The sequence below is a fragment of the Kitasatospora sp. NPDC004289 genome (genome assembly GCF_053602875.1).
This window is the reverse complement of sequence record NZ_JBSGEL010000019.1, coordinates 21,191-37,585: the sequence shown is the minus strand read 5'-3', so window position 1 is coordinate 37,585 and position 16,395 is coordinate 21,191. Positions and strand designations below refer to the sequence as shown.

Below are 16,395 nucleotides of genomic sequence, written 5' to 3'. Positions count from 1 at the left end.
GTTCAAGGGGCCGGGGCGCTGTCCGGCGGGAGGCGGGAGCTGATAGGGATGGGGGCATGCGCTTCACCGCCGTTCCGATGCCGTCCTCCGTCGCGGCCAGGCCCCAGGACAGCCGTGGGTACCCCGTGCCCGCCATCACGCCGTGGGAGGAGGACGAGCCGCAGTTCGCCCTCACCGACTACGGGCGCAGCGCCGAGTGCGCGCGGGAGAGGCTCTGCTCGGTGTGCGGGCGGGAGATGCCGGCCGGGCCGGTGTGGCGGGTGGTCGGGGCGGCCGAGAGCGCGGCGATCGGGGCGGCGCTGGCGGCGGGCCGGCCGTACCGCAACCTGGCCCCGACCCTGGAAGGGCCGGGGCACCGGGTGTGCATGCTGTACGCCTCGATGGTCTGCCCGTACCTGGCCCGGCCGAACGCCCGGCGCGGGCTGTCGGCGGAGCGGCCGGACGAGTTGACGGAGCATCTGGTCCGCGGGACGGCCCGGGGCGCCACGGGCGCGGTGGTCGGGTTCGCGGACTACGAGTACGCGATCACCGAGGCCAACGTGCTGTTCCGCTTCCTGGAGCCGGTCGAGTTCCTGCCGCACGCGCGCTCGGAGGAGCACCTGGAGCTGCTGCGGGCCGAACTCGACCGGCCGGGCGGGGCGGTTCAGCCCCGGTAGGCGGGCAGACCGTGGACCGAGGAGACCAGCTCGGGGGCGCCGGAGCCGTCGGCCGGCAGGACGGCGATCCCCTCGGGGGTGCGCACCGCGACGGTCTTTCCGTCGCGGGACCAGGCGGGCTCGGTGAAGTCCTCGCCCGCGTACGGGGTGAGGTCCTTGGCGGTCCGGTCCTCGGTGCGCAGGCTCTGCCGGAAGACGTGGTTGTGGCCGCCGACCGGCCGGACGAAGACCAGGGAGTCGCCGTCGGCGGAGATCGCGGGCTGCGAACCCTTCGTCACCACGCCGCCCTGCTGGCGCAGGTAGTCGTCGCGGATGTAGACGTCGCCGTCGGTGGTGTTGGCGTAGACGGTGGTGCCCAGCCGGTCCGAGCCGTTGATCCAGGTGTTCCCGGTGGTGGGCAGTGCGACGGCGTTCTCGTCGGAGTAGTTGCCCAGCGGCAGGGCCGCGGGGGCGTGGGCGGCGCCGTCCACGGGCACCGTGGCCAGCCGGGTGGTGCCGTCGCGGGTGATGGTGAAGAACAGGTTGTTCTTCGGCGAGCCGCCCTGGTAGCCGTCGGAGACCTGCCAGGTCGGGTGGGACCAGCTCTGGCCGCCGGGGTTCTTCGCGACCAGGGAGCGGCCGGTGCCGTCGGGGCGGCTGGTGACCAGGTCGCCGTTGCCGTCGACGAAGGCGGCGCGCGAGCCGTCGGGGGACCAGGAGAGGTCGCGGACGGCGGTGTGGAAGTCGACCGTGGTGCCGTTCATCACGACCAGGTTGGTGCCGTTGCTGATGGTCAGTCCGGTGTGCGCGGTCCGGTTCAGCAGCGCCGCCGGCACGACGCCCGGCGCGGTGGTGCGCGGGGCGGCCGGGGTGGTCGGGGTGGTCGGGGCGGCCGGGGTGGTCGGGGTCGCGGAGGCCGAGGGGGTCGCGGTGGCCGACGGGGCTGAGGTCGGCGAGGCCGGGGCGTCGGTGGAGGGCCGGCTCGGAGCGGAGCTCGCGGCGGGCGCGGCGGACCTGCCCGTCGCCGGGTCGCAGGCGGTGAGCAGCAGGGTGGTGCCGGTGGTGAGCGCGCAGACGAGCGAGACGGCGGCGCGGCGGCGGATGCGAGCGGACATGGTGACTTCCCCCTGGAAGGCGAGACGGGTCGTGGATCGTGCCGTGAGACGCCCTTCGGTCGTTGAGCCTCTGTCACCAGGCGACCGCTTGCTGCTCCGTGCGATGCGAGAAGCCTGTCAGCCGCACGTCCTCGAACTGTCGAGCGACTGTCACCGCCGGGCAACAGTGCCCGCCGGCCCGCAGCGGGAACGGGGAGAGGCCCGGAGCCCCTGGTGGGGGCGCCGGGCCTCTCGGGCCTGTCGTCGCGTCAGCTCTGGTTGTAGAAGCCCGTGTCGTCGAGCGGGCGGTCGATCACCATCACCTCGACGTCGGCCGGGGTGAGCAGGAAGACCCGGCGGGCGATCCGCTCGATCCCGCCCATGGTGCCGAAGACCAGACCGGAGGCGAAGTCCACCATCCGCTTGGCCTCGGCGTCCGACATCTCCGTCACGTCCATGACCACCGGGGTGCCCGAACGGATGTGCTCGCCGACGGCGCGCGCGGCTTCGAAGCCGGTCGGCTTCAGGGAGACGATCTTCGCCGGGGCGGGGACCGCCACGGCACTCTCCTGGGTCGGCCACTGATCCTCGTACACGGCAGCCGGGTAGTGGCCGGAGGGCATCAGCCACCCGTTGTGGTGCTCGTCGCGAAGTGCTCCCATGCCGCGCCTCCCTCGTTCCGTCCCGTACTCGTCCCCCCGGGTGTACGCGTCTCTTGACGCGTCATCCATCCGTCGGAACTGTCCGAGTATCGCACTGATCACCGCTCCGGCGCCCGCCCGTGACCGCCGTACGGGCGCGGGTCGTGACAGAATCCGGACACTTCCGGGCAGCTGCCGCGTCCGGGCCGGTCGGCGAACGGTTGCGCGCGTAGACCATATCGGTGTGCGCCACGGCACAGTTGACTCCTCGTCAACAGTCCGGTAACAGCTTGGCGGCGGTGCGGGGCGGGCGTGTCGAGGGTGACCGGCGGGTGTGGTGAGGCCCACTCCGGCCCCGGCGCGCCGGGGCCCGGCGGAGCCGACGGGCCGTCAGGGCCGGTACGGCAACCGGGGGACGCCCGGGTGGCGGGGCGGGCCGGAGGGCGGCCCCCGGTCGGCCGGCCGAGCCGGCCCCGCCCCGATGAATCGGAAAGTTTCCTAACCATGCTCTTGACCGTGCCCGCGCAGGCCGGGATTCTGAACGGGCCCGTCCGGACGGGGACTTCACCGCCCGTGCCCGGCGCCGGCGGTGAACTCCCTGACCTGCAAGGAGAATCGGATGAGAGCCAGGAATCTCGCGGCCACCGGCGGAGCCCTCGCCGCTCTGGTGCTCGGCACGGTGGCCGCGCCCCCGGCGCCTGCCGCGGCCGCCCGCTACGAGGCGGAGGGCGCGAGCGTGACCAAGGGCGCGGTGGAGTCCAACCACACCGGCTACTCGGGCACCGGATTCGTCAACGGCGACAACGCGTCGGGCAGTTCGGTCGAGTTCACGGTGAACGCCGCCACCGCCGGGACCGGGGTGCTGTCCATCCGGTACGCCAACGGCACCACCATCGACCGCCCCGCCGACATCACCGTCAACGGGGCCCGGATCGCCGCCGGGCGGTCCTTCCCGTCCACCGGCACCTGGGACACCTGGACCACCGCGACCGTGACCGCCCCGCTCACCGCGGGGGCCAACAAGGTCCGCCTCACCTCCAGCAGCGCCGACGGCCTGCCCAACCTCGACTACCTGGAGGTGGAGGTCACCGCGCCGAGCACCGACTACCAGGCCGAGGACGCCACCCTCGGCCAGGCCGCGGTGGCCACCAACCACACCGGCTTCACCGGCACCGGCTTCGTGGACTACACCAACGCGGTGGGCTCGTACGTCGAGTTCGCGGTCAGCGCCGGCACCGCCGGGACGGCCCCGCTGACCCTGCGCTACGCCAACGGCACCACCGTGGACCGCCCGATGGACCTGGTGGTGAACGGCACCGTGGTGGCCGCCGGGGTCTCCTTCCCGGCCACCACCACCTGGGACACCTGGGCCACCAAGACGGTGAACGTGCCGCTGCTCGCCGGGGCCAACACCGTCCGGGCCACCGCCACCACCGCCAACGGCGGGCCCAACCTGGACCGGATCACGGTCGGCGTCACCGCCGACACCGTGCCGCCGAGCCGCCCCGCCCAGCTCAGCTGCACCGACATCGGCCCGAACGGCCTGACCCTGAACTGGGCCCCGGCCACCGACAACGTCGGCGTCAGCGCGTACGACCTCTACGAGCACGGCAACAAGCTGGCCGAGGCCCCCGGCGACGCCACCGCCAAGGTGCTCACCGGGCTGGCCCCCAGCACCACCTACAACCTCACGGTGATCGCCCGGGACGCGGCCGGCAACGCCTCCCCGGCCAGCGTCGCCCTGGACTGCACCACCACGGCGAGCACCGACCCGCTGCCCAGCACGCCGGGCACGCCCACCGTCTCGGAGGTCAAGGCCAGCTCGGCGAAGCTGAGTTGGGGAGCCTCCAGTGACGACAAGGGCGTGGTGGCGTACGAGGTGCGCAGCGGCAGCGCCGTCCTGGCCACCGTCACCGGCGCCCCGCCGGCCACCACGACCACCGTGACCGGCCTGGCCTGTGACGCCTCGTTCGCCCTCACCGTGGTGGCCAAGGACACGGCCGGTGGCTACTCCCCGGCCTCCGCGCCCGTCGGCTTCACCACCGGTGCCTGCACCGCCGACGGCGGCGTGCCCGGCTCCCCGGCCACCCTGTCCTCCGGCTGGACCGTCCCGTGGGGCATCGGCTGGCTGCCCGACGGCTCCAACGCCCTGGTCACCGAACGGGATTCGTTCAAGGTCTTCCGGCAGGCCAAGGACGGCTCCAAGACCCTGGTCGGGACGGTGCCCAACGCGGTGACCACCGACGGCGAGGGCGGCCTGCTCGGCGTGGCGATCGACCCCAACTGGACGTCCAACAAGTACGTCTACTTCATGCACACCGCCTCCGAGGGCAACCGGATCGTCCGGATGACCTACAACGGCAGCTCGCTCGGCGGCTACACCGTGCTGCTCCAGGGCATCAAGAAGAACCGCTACCACAACGGCGGCCGGCTGGCCTTCGGCCCCGACGGCTACCTCTACGCCACCACCGGCGACGCCCAGACCCAGGCCCTGGCCCAGGACAAGAACTCGCTCAACGGCAAGATCCTGCGCCTGACCACCGCGGGCAAGCCCGCCCCCGGCAACCCCTTCGGCAACTACGTCTACAGCCTCGGCCACCGCAACCCGCAGGGCCTGGCCTTCGACCGGAGCGGGCGGCTCTGGGAGGCCGAGTTCGGCGACTCCAAGTTCGACGAGCTCAACCTGATCAAGCCCGGCGCCAACTACGGCTGGCCGACCTGCGAGGGCACCTGCTCCACCGCCGGGATGACCAACCCCAAGGCCACCTGGGCGGTCAACGTGGCCTCCCCGAGCGGCATCGCCATCGTCCGCAACGTCATCTACATGGCCGCCCTCAAGGGCACCCGGATGTACCGCATCCCGATCAACGGCGACACCGAGACCGTCGGCACCGCCACCTCCTACTACGTCGGCACCTACGGCCGCCTGCGCACCGTCACCAAGGTGCCGGGGGCGGACCAGCTCTGGCTGACCACCACCAACGCCGACAACAACGGCGGGGCGGCCGACGGCGCCGACAAGATCTTCCGGATCTCCATCGGCTGACGGCGGGTCAGGAGGAGGTGCGGCGGGCGCGCCGCACCTCCTCGCTGACCGCCCAGGCGTCGGCGACCGGTCCGAGGTGGCGCAGCTTGTCCGGGTTGAGCACCACCCGGACGGCCTGCACCTGCCCGTCCAGCACGTCCAGGGCCAGCGCCTGGAGCACCTTCCCGTCGCGGTCCCGGAAGACGGCGCCGGGCTGGCCGTTGACCTCGTGCGGTTCGAGGGTGACGTCGATCCGCAGCAGCACGGGAAAGACCGCGGCGAGCAGCCGGGCCACGTTGGCCGAGCCGCTGACCGCCCGGGCCAGCTGCGGGGCCTTCCCGCCGCCGTCGCCGACGAACTGCACATCGGCGGCGAGCAGCTGCTGGAGCCCCTCCATGTCGCCGCCGGCCATCGCCTCGAAGAACCGGGCCGCCAGCTCGTCCCGCTCCGCGCGGTCGGCCTCGAAGCGGGGCCGGCCCTCGGCCATGTGCCGCTTGGCCCGGACCAGCAGCTGGCGGCAGGAGGCCTCCGAGCGGCCGACCGCGGCGGCGATCTCCGGGTACTCGAAGCCGAACACCTCCCGCAGCAGGAAGACCGCCCGTTCCACCGGGCCGAGCCGTTCCAGCAGCAGCAGGGCCGCCATCGACACCGAGTCCGCCAACTCGGCCGCCCGCTCCGGGTCCTGGTAGGGATCGCTGAGCAGCGGCTCCGGGAACCACGGCCCGACGTACGCCTCCCGCCGCACCCGGGCCGAGCGCAGCACGTCGATCGAGAGCCGGGTGACCGTGGTCGACAGGAAGGCCTTGACCGAGTCGGGCCTGGTCGGCGAGGCGTCGTAGCGCAGCCAGGCCTCCTGCACGACGTCCTCGGCCTCGCTCACGCTGCCGAGGATCCGGTAGGAGACCGAGAACAGCAGCGGCCGGAGCTCCTCGAACTCCTCGACCTTGGTCATGCGGTGCCCCCCGTGCGATGTGACGTTCGATCATGGGAACTCTGCCACCGGGCGGTTCCCGGTCGACGGGCGGGGTGGGGGCCCGGGGGCCGTGAGTTTTGGGGAAGACCGGCGGACCGTCACGTTCCGTTCATCGGGAGGCCGCCCGGCCCCGACTGAATGGGCCGGGTTGTACAGCCAACTCGACGCAGCCGCGCGCCCCCTGGCCGCGGCGGACAGGACCCCCGTGGCCGCAGGTTCCTCCCTCAGCCTCTCCACGCCGCAGAGCCCGACCGAAGGCGACCGGCTCACCTTCCGCTGGACCACCGACGCCCCCGACGCCAAGAACTGGGTCGGCGTCTACGACGGCGACCGGCTGCCGGGCACCGGCTCCTCGCTGCTGTGGAAGTACACCGCGGCCGCCTCGGGGGAGGTGCAGCTGGACACCTCGGCACTGACCGACGGCCCGTACACCGCCTACCTGTTGGCCAAGGACGGCTACGGCGTCCTGGCGCGCAGCGCGCCGTTCTCCTTCCGGCCGCGCCCGGTCGCGCCGCGCCCGCACCTGGCGGTGGACGCGCTGACCGCGACCGTCGTGGCGCCCTCGGCCGCGTTCCGGATCGAGCTCGGCGGGCTGTGGATGCTCGGCTCCTCGGCGCCGGTCTTCCGCAAGACGGGCGGCGACTCCTGGCTCTCCGTCAGCGCGGGCGGCACCGTCACCGGCACCGCCCCGAACGCGCCGCTGCCCCGCCCTGCCGTGCTCACCGTCGCGGTCAAGGACGCGGCCGGGAACACCGACGAGCTCACCGTCCAGGTGCCGGTCGAGAACCGCAGGCCGCGGCTGAAGACGGCCACCCTCAACCTCTGGAAGGCCGGCGCGAACACCACGGACGCGCTGGAGAAGCAGTTGCGGGTGGTGCTCACCCAGGGCTGGGACGTGGTGGCCCTCCAGGAGACCGGCGGCACCGCCGCCCAGGCGCTGGCCGACGCGCTCGGCTGGTACGCGTACCAGAGTGCGGGCAGCGTCGGCGTGCTGAGCCGCTACCCGCTGGCCGAGGTGACCGCGGCGACCGCGGAGCTGCCGGCCGCCGGCGTCACGGTGCAGCTGCCCGGCGGCCGGGCGGTGCGGTTCTGGGCGGCTCACCTGGACGAGGCGGACTACGGCCCGTACGCCGTGCAGGACGGCCGGAGCGCCGAGGCGGTGCTCGCGAGCGAGAAGGCCTCGGCCCGCGGCCGGCAGGCGCTGGCCCTGGCCGCCGCCGTGAAGGCCGAACTGGCCGTCCGCAAGCCGCTCCCCGTGGTGCTCGCCGCCGGGCTGGCCTCGCCCTCGCACCTGGACTGGACACCGGCCACCGCCGCCGCGCACGGCGGGGTCGCGGCGCTGGAGTGGCCGGTGACGGCGGCCCTGCGGGACGCGGGCCTGGTCGACGCCTACCGGCTGGCCCACCCCGACCCGGCGGCCTCCCCGGGCACCACCTGGTCCGTCACCCGGGTCTCGCGCGGCACGCAGCCCGAGCCGCAGGACCGGATCGACCAGGTGCACTTCGCCGGGAGGCTCACCCTGGTCGAGGCCCACACCCTGACCACCGGCTGGCCCGCCCCCGAGCCCGCGGCCGCCGCCAACGGCTGGCCCTCGGACACCGCCGCCGCCGTCGCCACCTTCACGATCTGAGAGGCCGCCAGATGACTCCCCAGCTCAGCCGCCGCACCTTCGTCTCCGCCTCCGCCGCGGCCGCGGCGGCCGGTGTGATCGGCGGTGCCGGTGCCGCCGAGGCGGCCGCCGCCGACACCGAGGCCGCCAAGGCCAAGCGGCCCAAGCCCGGCACCGGCACCGTCGCCGACGTCAAGCACGTGGTCATCCTGATGCAGGAGAACCGCTCCTTCGACCACTACTTCGGCACCCTGAACGGCGTGCGCGGCTTCGCCGACAAGCAGGCGCTGCGGTTCCCGGACGGGGGCGACGTGTTCCGCCAGCCCGACGCGGGCCGCAGCGACGGCGGCGTGATGCTGCCGTACCGGATGGATACCTCGAAGTACAACGCGCAGAACGCCGGCGGCCTCCCGCACGACTGGGCCACCGGCCACCAGGCGATCAACAACGGCGCGATGAACAAGTGGATCGCCGCCAAGGGCGAGCGCGCGATGGGCTACTTCACCCGCGAGGACATCCCCTACCAGTTCGCGCTGGCCGACGCGTTCACCCTCTGCGACGCGTACTTCTGCTCGCTGGCCGGGCCCACCGACCCCAACCGCCTCTACCTGTGGACCGGCACCGCCGGCCCGGGCAAGGACGGCACCACCGGCCCGTGGATCGACAACACCCCGGTGACGGACAACCCGGTGGCCGACTGGACCACCTACGCGGAGCGCCTGCAGGCCGCGGGCGTGAGCTGGCGGGTCTACCACAACCCCAGCAAGGACGAGCGGACCGGCGACTACGACGACAACGCGCTCTCGTACTTCAAGCAGTTCCACGCCTTCCCGAAGGACGACCCGCGGTACGTCAACGCGATGACCAAGTTCGACCCCGCCGCCTTCGACGCCGACTGCAAGTCCGGTGCGCTGCCGACGGTCTCGTGGCTGGTCGCCCCGTACCTGTTCTCCGAGCACCCGAACGCGGGCCCGGCGTACGGCGCGCACTGGGTCAACACGGCGCTGCAGTCGCTGATGTCCAACCCGGAGGTGTGGAACCACACCGTCTTCCTGGTCATGTACGACGAGAACGACGGCTACTTCGACCACATGGTGCCGCCCACCCCCGAGCCGGGCACCCCCGAGGAGTTCGCCCAGGGCCGGGCGATCGGCCTCGGCAACCGCGTCCCGCTCTGGGTCGCCTCGCCGTGGTCACGCGGCGGCTGGGTGAACTCCCAGGTCTTCGACCACACCTCGGTGGTGCAGTTCCTGGAGGTGGTGACCGGGGTGGCGGAGCCCAACGTCTCCGCCTGGCGCCGCACCGTCTGCGGCGACCTGACCAGCTGCTTCGACTTCACCAAGCCGGACTTCTCGATCCCCTTGCTGCCCGACACCAACGCCCTGATGGCCCGGGCCGACGCGGGCGCGGGCCTGCCGGCGGTCAGGCTCCCGGCGGTGGGCGGCCAGTCGCTGCCGCCGCAGGAGCCGGGGGAGCGGCCGCACCGCAAGCTGCCCTACGGACCCGGCGCGGAGGTGGCCGTGGACCGCGCCACCGGCCGGATCACCTGCACCATGACCAACACCGGCACGGCCGGCTTCCCCTACACCGTCTACCCGAACGTCCGACTTCCGTTCGCCGGAACGCCGTTCACCGTCCCGTCGGCCTCCGCCAGGACCTACGTCTGGGACGCCTCGGCCACCGACGGCCAGTACGACTTCACCGTGCACGGCCCCGACGGCTTCGTCCGCCGCTTCGCCGGGACGGTGGTCCGGGCGGAGCAGCAGGACGTGGCGGTGCCGGTGGTGGAGGCGCTCGTGCAGCGCAACAAGGTGGCCCTGCACCTGCACAACGACGGCGGCACGGAGGTGTCCTTCACCCTCTCGGCCCATGACTTCGCGGGCCGGACCCAGACGGTGTGGGTCGCCGCCGGGAAGCAGGCCACCGTCAACTGGCCGCTCGACAACGGCCGTTACGACGTCACGGTGACCGCCGCGACCGGCACCCGCTTCGTGCGGCGGTACGCGGGCACGGTGCACTGACCTCCCGCCGCCGGGCCCCGCCGGGTGGGCGGGGCCCGGCGGCGCGGATCAGGCCAGGGCCTCGGCGGCGATGGCGGCGGCCTCGGCGATCAGCGGCTCGTCGGCGACGGCCTTCGGGTCCTGATGGGTGGTCAGCACGACGATCGCGACCGGACCGCGGCCGGGCGGCCAGGCCACCCCGGCGTCGTTGGCCGTGCCGTAGGACCCGGTGCCGGTCTTCTCCGCCACCGTCCAGTCCTTCGGCAGCCCGGCCCGCAGCCGGTTGCCGCCGGTGGTGTTGCCGCGCAGCCAGCCGGTGAGGCGCTCGCGGTCGGCCGGCTCCAGCGCCTGGCCGGTGACCAGCTTCGCGTTGGTCCGGGCCAGCGCGCGCGGGCTGGTGGTGTCGGTGACCCGGCCCGGCTCGGCCGAGTTGAGCGCGGGCTCCCAGCGGTCGAGCCTGGTCACCCGGTCGCCCAGCGAACGGCAGAACCGGGTCACGGCCCCGGGGCCGCCGAGCTCCTTGAGCAGCAGGTTGGCGGCCCCGTTGTCGCTGAACCGGACGGCGGCGTCGCAGAGCTGCTCCACCGTCAGACCGGCCGCCACGTTCTCCGGCAGGCCGGTGACCGGCGCGTAGCCGGAGTCGGCGGCCTCCTTCGCGGTGTAGCGGATGCGGCGGTCGAGCGGGCCGTCGAGGTCGCGGAGGACGGCGGCCACGGCGAGGGTCTTGAAGGTCGAGCAGAGCGGGAACAGCTCGTCGGCCCGGTGGTGCACGGTGCGGCCGGAGTCGGCGGCGCGCGCGTACACCCCGAGGCGGGCGCCGTGCTCCCGCTCCAGCGCGCGCAGCCGCTCCGTCACGTCGCCGCGCCCCCGGGCGGCCGCTCTGCCGGCCGGGAGGAGGGTGGCGGCCGTCACCAGGGCGGCCCCGCCGATCATCTGACGCCGGCTCGGGCCCTGAAGCGCGTTGCGTGTGTCCATGCCCACCAGGACGCCGATCGGGCCCGAACCGTTCCGATCCCGCCACGACCGGGGTCCGACCGGCGGATCCGGGTACACCGGGAGCGACTGGGGGAGTCGAACGGATGGGGGATCCGTGAAGCCTGGAACGAGCCGGTACGTGTTCTTCGTGGTCTGCTGCTACGAAGCGGTCGGCCTGGTGTTCGCGGCGCTCTGCTGGGGGGCGCTGTGGCTGCTCGGCATCGCCGACGCCGGCGACCTGGACCAGTGGCCCCTGATGATGGGCTCCTTCGGCGCCATCGGTTTCGACTTCCACGGGCGGGAGCCCGGACCGAAGCGGCGGCTCGCCGTACTGGCGGGCATTGCCGTCCTCGCGGCGGCGCTCGTGGCCGGGCACCTGCTCGGCGAGGCCGTCCGGGCCGGATGGGGGCCAGGCATCGGAACGATCCTGGGCACCCTGGTCGGCCTGCCCGCCGGGGCTGTGGTGTTCACCGCGATCTCGACGTCGGTCCGGGGCGAGGCCGCCGGCTGAACGGACGGCTCCGGCCCGGATGCGTGGATCTTCGGGAGGTCGGTGTACGGCGGACCCGGTTGGGTTAGCCTGTCCGGCATTTGTTCTGAGCCTGCCACGGGGGGTGGGGATCCATGGGCGTCGTGCTGCCCGACGAGCTTGCGTGGGTGCTGGATCTGATCGGCATCAACTGGCCGAACGTGGACGAGGACGACTACCGCGAGATGGCCGACGCGCTGCGCGAGATGGCGGACGACGTCGACGCCGGGATCGCGGACGCGCACGGGGCGGTCCAGCAGATGCTGGGCAGCAACGCGGGGCTGGCGGTGCAGGCCTTCGAGGCGCACTGGGGGCAGGTCTCCGGCACCCATCTGAGCCAACTGGCCCAAGGCGGCCGGGTGGTGGCGTTCTGTCTGGACGGGGTGGCGGTGGTCATCACCGGGGCGAAGATCGCGGCCATCGCCCAACTGGCCATCATGGCGGCCGAGATGATCGCGGCTCAGGCCGCCGCGCCGTTCACCTTCGGCCTCTCCGAACTCGGCGCGCTCGGCGCGACCCAGGCGACCAGGGTGATCGTGCGGCGCCTGCTGAAGGAGGCAGAGCAGCAGATCATCGACCAGCTCATGGAGGCCGCCACCGGCGCCGTGGTCGAGGCGCTCGGGAACATGGCCGAGAAGCTGGTGATCAACCTGCTGGAGGACGCGGCGGGGAGCGGGGCGAGCGCGGCATGAGCGACGAGATGCGGCACGACCCGTCGTCGGTCGACGACCTGGCGAAGAAGTTCGGCAAGCACGCCGACGACCTGGAGGACTCGCACCGGCGCCACCACGGCCGCGCCAAGGCCGCCTTCGGCCGCACCCGCGGCAAGGGCGGACTGGCCAAGGCGGCCGAAAAGGGCATCGGCGAGCTGATGGACTCGATGGATCAGGGCCAGAAGGCGCTGCAGAAGCACCTGAAGAAGGTCGGGCAGGGGCTGGAGCAGACCAGCCGCAACCACAAGGCCAACGAGCAGCGGATCGTCGACGACCTGAAGAAGGTCACCGGACAGGACACCACCCCCGCCAAGCCCGGCACCCCGGGCGCCCCGCGGCCCAAGCCCGGCCCGCCCAAGCCCGGCCCGAGGCCGGGGCCCAGGCCCGCGCCGCCGAAGCTGCGCGACACCACCACCCAACCGCCGCGCAGCACCGCCAAGCCGCCCGCCACCCGGCAGATGCGCAGCGACCCGGTCGACGTCCAGTCCGGTGAGATGCTGCTCGCCCAGGACGACGTCGAACTGCCCGGCGCGCTCCCGCTGCTGCTCTCCCGGACGCACGTCTCCTCGTACCGCGCCGGTGCGCTGTTCGGACCCTCCTGGGCCTCCACGCTGGACCAGCGGGTCGAACTCGACGCCGAGGGAGCCCTGTTCGCGGCCGAGGACGGCGTGGTGCTGCACTACCCGGCGCCCGAGCCCGAGGACCCGGGCGCGCCGCTGCTCCCGCTGGAGGGCCCGCGCCACCCGATGGAGCGGGACGCCGACGGCGGCACCGGCGTCCGGATCACCGACCCCAGGTCGGGGATCACCCGTCACTTCGACCGGCTCCCCGGGGAGTTGCCCGGCCCCGACGGAGCGGCCCACCTGCCGTTGGTCGCGATCGCCGACCGCAACGGACACCGGATCGAGGTGGAGTACGCGGGCGGCCTGCCGGTGGAGGTCCGCGACTCGGCCGGCCGCCGGATCGCGATCGAGACCACCGGCCCCCGGATCACCGCGCTGCGACTGCTCGACGCGGGCGCCGAGTACGGCCCCGAGGCGGCCGCGCTCCCGCTGGTCCGCTTCGGCTACGACGCCGAGGGCCACCTCGCCGAGGTGGTCAACTCCTCCGGTCTGGCGATGCGCTTCGGCTACGACGCCGAGGGCCGGATCACCACCTGGACCGACCGCAACCAGCGGCGCTACCGCTACCTCTACGACCGCTCGGGCCGCTGCGTGCAGACCCGCGGCGAGGCCGGGCACCTGGACGCGGTCTTCGCCTACGACCCCGAGGGCCGGACCACCACCGTCACCGACTCCCTCGGCCACCCGACCGTCTACCGCTTCAACGAGCACGGCCAGACCGTCTCGGAGACCGACGCCCTCGGCCACACCGTCCACCGGGAGTGGGACGACTACGACCGGGCGCTGAGCCGGACCGACGCGCTCGGCCGCACCGTCTCCTTCGAGCACGACGTCGAGGGCAACCTCACCGGCGTCACCCGGCCCGACGGCAGCCGCACCACCGTCGCCTACAACGCGCTGCCGCTGCCCGTCCGCCACACCGGCCCGGACGGTGCCACCTGGCGCTACCGCTACGACGAGCGCGGCAACCCCACCGAGGTCACCGGCCCGTCCGGCGCGGTCACCCGTTACCACTACGACGAGCACCACCACCTGGCCGCCGTCACCGACGCCGCAGGCGGCACGGCACGGGTCGAGTGCGACGCCCTCGGCTTCCCGGCCCGGGTGGTCGACCCGCTGGGCGGGACGCAGACCACCCGCCGGGACGCCTTCGGCCGGATCGTCGAGGAGACGGACGCCCTCGGCGGGACCACCCGGACCAGCTGGACCGTCGAGGGTCGGCCGCTGGCCCGCACCGGTCCGGACGGCGGGACGGAGAGCTGGGAGTGGGACGGCGAGGGCAACCTGCTGCGCCACACCGACCCCTCGGGCGGGGTGACCGTCCACACCTACACGCACTTCGACCTGCCCGCTTCCCGGACCGCACCGGACGGCAGCACCCACACCTTCGCGTACGACACCGAGCTGCGGCTCGTCCAGGTCACCAACCCCCAGGGCCTCAGCTGGACCTACCGCTACGACCCGGTCGGCAACCCGGTCTCCGAGACCGACTTCGACGGCCGCACCCTGGCCTACGAGCACGACGCGGCCGGGCAGTTGACCGCCCGGACCACCGCGCTCGGCGGGCGGATCGCCTTCACCCGCGACGCGCTCGGCCGGGTGGTCGGCAAGGACGCCGCCGGCGTGGTGACCAGCTACGCCTTCGACCCGGCGGGGCGCCTGCGCTCGGCCCAGAGCCCGACCAGCCGGCTGGAGCGCGACTACGGCCCCGACGGCACCACCGCGGAGACCGTCGACGGCCGCCGGACGGTGGTCCGGTACGACGCCGAGGGCCGCCGCACCGCCCGGCGCACCCCCGCCGGGGTCGAGAGCCACTGGACCTACGACGCGGTAGGCAACCCCGTCGGCCTGGCCTTCGCCGGACGGGCCGTCACCTTCGCCCGCGACGCCTCCGGCCGCGAGGTCGGCCGCGGCTGGCAGAGCGGACTGTCGGTCCGTCAGACCTGGGACGGAGCGCGCCGGCTGAGCTCCCAGCTGGTCGAGCAGGGCGGCCCGGGCGGCGCCCTGGTCCAGCGCCGCGGCTTCGGCTACGACGTCCGGGGCGGACTGGTCGGGGTCGAGGACCACCTGGCCGGCCCGCGCACCTTCGAACTGGACGCGGCCCAGCGGGTGACCGCGGTGCGGGCCAGGGGCTGGACCGAGGCCTACGCCTACGACAGCGCCGGGAACCTCACCGAGGCCGAGTGGCCCGCTGCCCTGGCCGGCTCCGAGGCGGCCGGCCCGCGCAGCTACCAGGGCACCCGGCTGACCACCGCCGGAGCCGTCTCCTACACCCACGACGCGGCCGGGCGGGTGGTGGCGCGTCAGGCTCCGCTGCCCGGAGGGGGATCCGAGACCTGGCAGTACGGCTGGGACGCCGAGGACTGCCTGGTCGCCGTCCTCACCCCCGACGGGCAGCAGTGGCGCTACGGCTACGACCCGCTCGGCCGGCGCACCACCAAGCTGCGCCTCGCCGAGGACGGCACCACGGTCCTGGAACGGACGGACTTCGTCTGGGACGGCGACACCCTCTGCGAGCAGACCAGCCACGCCCCGCACCTGCCCGGCCCGCACACCCTGACCTGGGAGCACGAGGGCCACCACCCGCTGGCCCAGGCCGAGGCGATCGTCACCGGCGACGCCGACGACGGCGCGCCGAGGAGCGACCGGCGCTTCTTCGCGATCGTCACCGACCTGGTCGGCACCCCGACCGAACTCGTCGACGAGAACGGTGCGGTGGCCTGGCGCTCCCGCTCCACCCTGTGGGGCAGCACCACCTGGCCCGCGGGCAGCACCACGTACACGCCGCTGCGCTTCCCCGGCCAGTACTTCGACCCGGAGACCCGCCTCCACTACAACGTCCGGCGCTACTACGACCCCGAGACCGCCCGCTACACCTCGCCAGACCCGCTCGGGCTGGCCGCGGCCCCCAACCCGTCCTCCTACGTGGTCAACCCGCACACCTGGCTGGACCCGCTGGGCCTCACGCCGAAGATGTGCGAGGTGGTCCGGGTCTACCGCAAGGAGAAGTGGGAGTACCGGGGCAAGCCCGGTAACAGCTACCGCGTCGAGGTCGACGGCAACGGCGACGTCTCGATCAACCGCGCCCCCACCAGGAACAACCCCGACGGCTCCAGCCTCTACGTGAACATGGGCGACCGCCGGCACACCGACAACTACCAGCCGGAGGACGGCGGGCGGGTGCAGTCCTTCGAGGTGCCGGTCAGCTACCTGGAGCGGGTACGGGCCACGGCCCTGCCGCAGGACCAGAAGGACTTCAAGGGCGAAGTCCCGGAGGGCACCTCCTGGAAGGACTACAAGAAGAACTTCCCGGAGATCTCCGACCCGACCCGGGGAGACGACCTCTACGGGATCCCGGGCCCCCTGCTCGGCGACTTGGAGAGCAATATAATCCCCGGCAGCGGTCGTTCGGAGGAGGCGGCCCCGCCCGGCTACCAGGCCACCAAGGACGGCAAGCCGGTCGGCTGGGAGGACCAGCAGCGCACCTGGGACCAGGAGCGCCGGGACCAGAACGGCAACGACGGCAACAACGGCGGCGGTGGCCGGCGCCGAAGGCGCTGACGCCGGATGGAGATGGG

11 protein-coding genes are annotated in these 16,395 nt (G+C 73.4%); 7 read left to right on the top strand and 4 right to left on the bottom strand.

Annotation, left to right across the window (positions count from 1 at the left end; translation table 11 throughout):
* Positions 1-56 precede the first annotated feature (56 nt).
* Positions 57-656 (top strand): hypothetical protein, encoded by a 600-nt coding sequence (locus tag ACWEPF_RS15130; RefSeq protein ID WP_452172862.1) that lies wholly within the window; start codon positions 57-59, stop codon positions 654-656.
* Here ACWEPF_RS15130 and ACWEPF_RS15125 read toward each other — a convergent pair.
* Both ACWEPF_RS15125 and ACWEPF_RS15120 read right to left on the bottom strand, forming a co-directional pair.
* Positions 644-1,750 (bottom strand): hypothetical protein, encoded by a 1,107-nt coding sequence (locus ACWEPF_RS15125; RefSeq protein ID WP_452172861.1) that lies wholly within the window; start codon positions 1,748-1,750, stop codon positions 644-646. The two genes, ACWEPF_RS15130 and ACWEPF_RS15125, sit on opposite strands and share 13 nt — an antisense overlap.
* A 248-nt stretch (positions 1,751-1,998) precedes the next feature.
* Entirely contained in the window at positions 1,999-2,391 is a 393-nt protein-coding gene (locus ACWEPF_RS15120; protein ID WP_345283215.1) for a cell division protein SepF, read from the bottom strand.
* A 598-nt stretch (positions 2,392-2,989) separates the two neighbouring features.
* Here ACWEPF_RS15120 and ACWEPF_RS15115 point away from each other — a divergent pair.
* Positions 2,990-5,416: a PQQ-dependent sugar dehydrogenase gene (locus ACWEPF_RS15115; RefSeq protein WP_452172860.1), complete on the top strand. Its 2,427-nt coding sequence runs from the start codon at positions 2,990-2,992 to the stop codon at positions 5,414-5,416.
* A 7-nt stretch (positions 5,417-5,423) separates the two neighbouring features.
* Here the strand turns inward: ACWEPF_RS15115 and ACWEPF_RS15110 are convergent, their stop codons facing one another.
* Positions 5,424-6,347, bottom strand: coding sequence for an RNA polymerase sigma-70 factor (locus ACWEPF_RS15110; RefSeq protein WP_452172859.1), 924 nt, complete (start codon positions 6,345-6,347; stop codon positions 5,424-5,426).
* A 226-nt stretch (positions 6,348-6,573) separates the two neighbouring features.
* Between ACWEPF_RS15110 and ACWEPF_RS15105 the strand changes: the two genes are divergently transcribed.
* A complete protein-coding gene (locus tag ACWEPF_RS15105; protein WP_452172858.1) occupies positions 6,574-7,998 on the top strand; it encodes an endonuclease/exonuclease/phosphatase family protein in 1,425 nt (474 codons plus the stop codon).
* Between the two features lie 11 nt (positions 7,999-8,009).
* The gene (locus tag ACWEPF_RS15100) at positions 8,010-9,998 is read left to right on the top strand and encodes a phosphocholine-specific phospholipase C (protein ID WP_452172857.1); all 1,989 of its coding nucleotides are present in this window, start codon (positions 8,010-8,012) and stop codon (positions 9,996-9,998) included.
* A gap of 48 nt (positions 9,999-10,046) precedes the next feature.
* On the opposite strand, the gene bla is transcribed toward ACWEPF_RS15100, so the two are convergent.
* Positions 10,047-10,952 (bottom strand): class A beta-lactamase, encoded by a 906-nt coding sequence (bla, locus tag ACWEPF_RS15095; RefSeq protein WP_452172856.1) that lies wholly within the window; start codon positions 10,950-10,952, stop codon positions 10,047-10,049.
* A 115-nt stretch (positions 10,953-11,067) separates the two neighbouring features.
* On the opposite strand from bla, the gene ACWEPF_RS15090 reads away from it, so the two are divergent.
* The 3 genes from ACWEPF_RS15090 (at position 11,068) to ACWEPF_RS15080 (ending at position 16,378) form a co-directional block, all read left to right on the top strand.
* Entirely contained in the window at positions 11,068-11,463 is a 396-nt protein-coding gene (locus tag ACWEPF_RS15090) for a hypothetical protein (protein WP_452172855.1), read from the top strand.
* A gap of 113 nt (positions 11,464-11,576) precedes the next feature.
* Positions 11,577-12,173: a WXG100-like domain-containing protein gene (locus tag ACWEPF_RS15085; protein ID WP_452172854.1), complete on the top strand. Its 597-nt coding sequence runs from the start codon at positions 11,577-11,579 to the stop codon at positions 12,171-12,173.
* Complete coding sequence (locus tag ACWEPF_RS15080; RefSeq protein ID WP_452172853.1) at positions 12,170-16,378, top strand: RHS repeat-associated core domain-containing protein; 4,209 nt, start codon at positions 12,170-12,172, stop codon at positions 16,376-16,378. The genes ACWEPF_RS15085 and ACWEPF_RS15080 overlap by 4 nt, the downstream gene beginning before the upstream one ends.
* Positions 16,379-16,395: the final 17 nt, after the last annotated feature.

Excerpts from the sequence above, each read along its gene's own strand:
- ACWEPF_RS15115 (WP_452172860.1), top strand. The coding sequence starts at position 2,990 with ATGAGAGCCAGGAATCTCGCGGCCACCGGCGGAGCCCTCGCCGCTCTG.
- ACWEPF_RS15080 (WP_452172853.1), top strand. The coding sequence starts at position 12,170 with ATGAGCGACGAGATGCGGCACGACCCGTCGTCGGTCGACGACCTGGCG.
- bla (WP_452172856.1), bottom strand. The coding sequence starts at position 10,952 with ATGGACACACGCAACGCGCTTCAGGGCCCGAGCCGGCGTCAGATGATC.
- ACWEPF_RS15085 (WP_452172854.1), top strand. The coding sequence starts at position 11,577 with ATGGGCGTCGTGCTGCCCGACGAGCTTGCGTGGGTGCTGGATCTGATC.
- ACWEPF_RS15100 (WP_452172857.1), top strand. The coding sequence starts at position 8,010 with ATGACTCCCCAGCTCAGCCGCCGCACCTTCGTCTCCGCCTCCGCCGCG.
- ACWEPF_RS15120 (WP_345283215.1), bottom strand. The coding sequence starts at position 2,391 with ATGGGAGCACTTCGCGACGAGCACCACAACGGGTGGCTGATGCCCTCC.
- ACWEPF_RS15125 (WP_452172861.1), bottom strand. The coding sequence starts at position 1,750 with ATGTCCGCTCGCATCCGCCGCCGCGCCGCCGTCTCGCTCGTCTGCGCG.
- ACWEPF_RS15110 (WP_452172859.1), bottom strand. The coding sequence starts at position 6,347 with ATGACCAAGGTCGAGGAGTTCGAGGAGCTCCGGCCGCTGCTGTTCTCG.
- ACWEPF_RS15130 (WP_452172862.1), top strand. The coding sequence starts at position 57 with ATGCGCTTCACCGCCGTTCCGATGCCGTCCTCCGTCGCGGCCAGGCCC.